The organism is Nonomuraea sp. NPDC049784 (assembly GCF_040659615.1).
Taxonomy (GTDB): domain Bacteria; phylum Actinomycetota; class Actinomycetes; order Streptosporangiales; family Streptosporangiaceae; genus Nonomuraea.
Genome location: NZ_JBFAMX010000829.1, coordinates 1 through 3,608 on the forward strand (window position 1 = coordinate 1; position 3,608 = coordinate 3,608).

Here is a 3,608-nt window from a genome sequence, read left to right on the forward strand (position 1 = left end):
CTCGGGCCGCTGCGCACGGCCGCCGACGAGCTGCTGTCCGGCGGCAAGCGGCTGCGCCCCGCGTTCTGTTACTGGGGCTGGCGCGGCGCGGGAGGCACGGACGTGCCCGAGATCTTCACCGCCGCGGCCTCGCTGGAGCTGCTGCAGGCCAGCGCGCTGGTGCACGACGACGTGATGGACAAGAGCGATCTGCGCAGGGGGATGCCGTCCGCGCACCGCCGTTTCCAGTCGCTGCACGAGAAGTCCGGCTGGTACGGCTCCGCGGAGCAGTTCGGCGAGGGCGCGGCGATCCTGCTGGGCAACCTGCTGCTGATCTGGTCGGGCGAGATGTGGCGCACCAGCGGCCTGCCGCCGGAGTCACTGGCGGCGGCCCAGCCGGTGCACGACCACATGCGCACCGAGCTGATGTGCGGTCAGTACCTCGACCTGCTGGAGCAGGCGCACGGGGAGAACACGTTCGAGTCGGCGCTGCGGGTGGCGCTGTTCAAGAGCGGGAAATACTCGGTGGAGCAGCCGCTCAGGCTCGGGCTGGCGCTCGCCGCCGGGAAGCTCGCGCCGTGGATGGACGAGCTGTGCACGGGCTACGGCACGCAGGTCGGCATCGCGTTCCAGCTTCGGGACGACATCCTGGGGGTGTTCGGCGACCCGGCGCAGACGGGCAAGCCCGCTGGGGACGACCTGCGCGAGGGCAAGCGGACGATGCTCGTCGCCCGCACGCTGGCGGCCGCCTCCCCCGGCGACGCGGCGACCGTGCGGCGGCTCCTGGGGGATCCCCAGCTGAACGAGCGCGGGGTGGAGACCTTGCGGCGGATCATCGACGACACCGGGGCGTTGCAGGAGTGCGAGGCTCTGATCGGCGACTACCTGGGCAAGGCGTTGTCGGCGCTCGACGAGGCCCCGGTGACGGCCGAGGCCCGCGTGGCGCTGACGGAGCTGGCCATCGCCGCCACCTCCCGCAAGACCTGACGCGCACGTCGAGGCCCACGTACTTACGGAACCACGCACGCCCCCTGACGAGGCCGTATGGCCCGAGACGCCCATGTGGTGGCGGGCGCCTCGGGCGAGGTCGGCAGGACCGGTGGGGCCCCTCGCGGGTCAGCCGGAGGACAGGCGCTTGGCGAACTCCGCCGCGGCCGCCCCCGGGTCCTCCGCGTCCGTGATCGCGCGTACGACCACCACCCGGCTCACCCCGTACGACATCACCTCGTCCAGGTTCGCGAGGTCGATGCCGCCGATCCCGAACCACGGCCGGGAAGTCTCCAGCGCGGCCGCGTGCCTGAGCAGCGGCGGGCCGGGGGCCGGGCGGCCGGGCTTGGTGGGCGTGGGCCAGATGGGGCCGCAGCAGAAGTAGTCGACGCCCGGCTCCACGGCCGCGGCGGAAGCCTCGGCGGCGGAGTGGGTGGACCGTCCGATGACGATGTCGTCGCCGAGTATCTCTCGCGCGACCGTCACGGGAAGGTCGTCCTGCCCCAGGTGGAGCACGTCGGGCCGGGCGGCGTACGCGATGTCCGCCCGGTCGTTGACGGCCAGCAGCTTGCCGTGCCGGTCGCAGGCGTCGCGGAAGACTTCGAGGAGCGCGAGTTCTTCGCGTGCCTCCAGGCCCTTCTCCCGCAGCTGGATGATGTCCACGCCGCCGGCCAGCACCGAATCGAGGAACTCTGCCAGGTCGCCGCGGTCGCGGCGACCGTCAGTGCAGAGATAGAGGCGGGCCTCAGAAAGCGAGGGCTTGGGCACGCCGCTTGACCTCAGTGTGACGGCCGGCCTTGATCGCCTCGATCGGCGACCCGGGCAGGGACTCGTCTGGGGTGAAGAGCCAGCGCAGCGACTCGACATCGTCGTAGCCGGCGTCCAGCAACACGGTCAGCGTGCCGGGCAGGCCCTTCATCACGTCCTTTCCATCGAGGAACACCGCAGGCACCTGCGGCCCGCCGCTGCCCCGGCGCACGCCTAGCAGCTTGTGGTCCTTGAGGAGTTGCTTGGCCCGCCCGAGCGAAAGGTCCAGGCGCGAGGCCACTTCGGGGAGAGTGAGCCACTCGGCTACGAGCTGGTCGGTCTCCCGGTCGATCTGTGCAACAGAAAGCGTCACGAAACCACAACTACCACATGGCGTGCTTGCTCAAACAACACAATCCCGTAGGGGGACATCTGGATCTACCAGGCGTTCCACGTCGAGCCGGTGTCCCGCGTCGATGATTCTGCGCCCCTGCACGAGGTCTCGCGGCCGGTCCACGGCGAGCACCGCGGCGAGCGCGTCGTCGGCCGTGAGCCAGACGGCCGACCACTTGCCCTCTGGGTCGCCGCGGTAGACGAGCCGCTCCCCCGCCGGATGATGGCCGGCGTACTGCACCATGTGCCCGAACTGCTCCGACCAGAAGTACGGAACGGGATCGTACGCCACGTCCTCGCCCAGCAGGCTCGCGGCGGCGACTTCGGGGGCGTTGAGCGCGGTGTCCCAGTGCTCGACCCTGAGCCTGGTCTGCCAGCGGCGCGACCACCAGGCGGCGCAGTCGCCGACGGCGACCGTGTTGGGGAGCGAGGCACGCAGGTGCTCATCCACGACCACGCCGTTGTGGAGGTCGATGTCGGCACCGGTGAGCCATTCGACGGCCGGGCGCACGCCGATGCCCGTGACGACCACGTGGGCGTCCACGAACTCGCCGCCGACCAGGCGCACGCCGCCCTCGTCCACGGAGTCGACCATGGTGCCGAGCCGCAGGTCGATGTCGTCGTACCAGCGCTGGGTGCGGGCCCCGATCTCGGCGCCGACGGCGGTCGCGAGCGGCGCCGCGCCCGCCTCGATCACGGTCACCGCGCATTCGGCGCGGCGGGCGGCGGTGGCCACCTCGGCGCCGATCCAGCCCGCGCCGATGATCGCGACCCGGGCGCCCGGGACGAGCATGGCCCTGAGCTCGTGGGCATCGTCGATCGTGCGCAGCACGTGTTGCGGGCCGTCGCCGGGCAGCCTGATCGGCTCGGCCCCGGTGGCGATGACCAGCCCGTCGTAGTGCACCTCGCCCTCGGTGGTCTCCACAACGCCCGCGCGCAGCGACTTGGCGCTGACGCCGGGGCGGAAGTCCACGTCGATCGCGGCCAGGTCGGTGCCGACGTAGCTGGTGTCGGCGTCGCCGAACAGCACGGCCTTGGACAGCGGCGGGCGGTCGTAGGGGCGATGACGCTCCTCACCGATCAGAGTGACCCTTCCGTCGAATCCGCGCCCGCGCAGCGCTTCCACGGTGCGCACCCCGGCCAGGCCGGCTCCTACCACCACGACATGATTCACGTTCATGACCATAACGGGGGCGGTGCCGGGCCGTCGCGCCGAGGCCGTAGGCTGGGGACGAAAAGACGCGCGGGAGTCCGGCCGTAACCGGGCTGAGAGGAAGGCTTCACCGGGCCTTCGACCGCAAGACACCTGATCCGGATCATGCCGGCGAAGGGAGCGCGGATGGATGTGATCGTGGGTGGCGGGGTCGTCGGGCTCTCCGTGGCCTGGCGGCTGGCTCGCGAAGGGCGGCCGGTCACCCTGGTGGACCCCGCTCCGGCCTCAGGTGCCTCGCACGCGGCCGCGGGGATGCTGGCGCCGGTGAGCGAGGTCGCCTACACCGAGC

Annotated in this window: 5 protein-coding genes and 1 riboswitch; of the genes, 2 read left to right on the plus strand and 3 right to left on the minus strand. The window is 71.6% G+C overall.

What is annotated here, in order from left to right:
* Window positions 1–966, plus strand: a 966-nt coding sequence (locus AB0J09_RS59300; protein ID WP_360712296.1) for a polyprenyl synthetase family protein, incomplete at its 5' end; no start/stop codon positions are given.
* A 129-nt stretch (window positions 967–1,095) separates the two neighbouring features.
* Here the strand turns inward: AB0J09_RS59300 and thiE are convergent.
* From thiE to AB0J09_RS59315, 3 genes are read right to left on the minus strand one after another with little or no spacing between them, the layout of a single operon-like run.
* Window positions 1,096–1,734, minus strand: a complete 639-nt coding sequence (gene thiE, locus AB0J09_RS59305) for a thiamine phosphate synthase (protein ID WP_360712298.1) — start codon at window positions 1,732–1,734, stop codon at window positions 1,096–1,098.
* Window positions 1,712–2,086, minus strand: coding sequence for an Rv2175c family DNA-binding protein (locus tag AB0J09_RS59310; RefSeq protein WP_360712300.1), 375 nt, complete (start codon window positions 2,084–2,086; stop codon window positions 1,712–1,714). The genes thiE and AB0J09_RS59310 overlap by 23 nt, the downstream gene beginning before the upstream one ends.
* A gap of 30 nt (window positions 2,087–2,116) precedes the next feature.
* Window positions 2,117–3,286: an FAD-dependent oxidoreductase gene (locus AB0J09_RS59315; protein ID WP_360712303.1), complete on the minus strand. Its 1,170-nt coding sequence runs from the start codon at window positions 3,284–3,286 to the stop codon at window positions 2,117–2,119.
* A gap of 53 nt (window positions 3,287–3,339) precedes the next feature.
* Window positions 3,340–3,456, plus strand: a riboswitch (TPP riboswitch).
* On the opposite strand from AB0J09_RS59315, the gene AB0J09_RS59320 reads away from it, so the two are divergent.
* On the plus strand, window positions 3,446–3,608 hold a 163-nt coding region (locus AB0J09_RS59320; protein ID WP_360712306.1), incomplete at its 3' end, for an FAD-dependent oxidoreductase. Its footprint overlaps the riboswitch before it by 11 nt.

Bases quoted from the DNA above. Each gene is read 5' to 3' on its own strand.
- AB0J09_RS59315 (WP_360712303.1), bottom strand. From the start codon at position 3,286: ATGAACGTGAATCATGTCGTGGTGGTAGGAGCCGGCCTGGCCGGGGTG.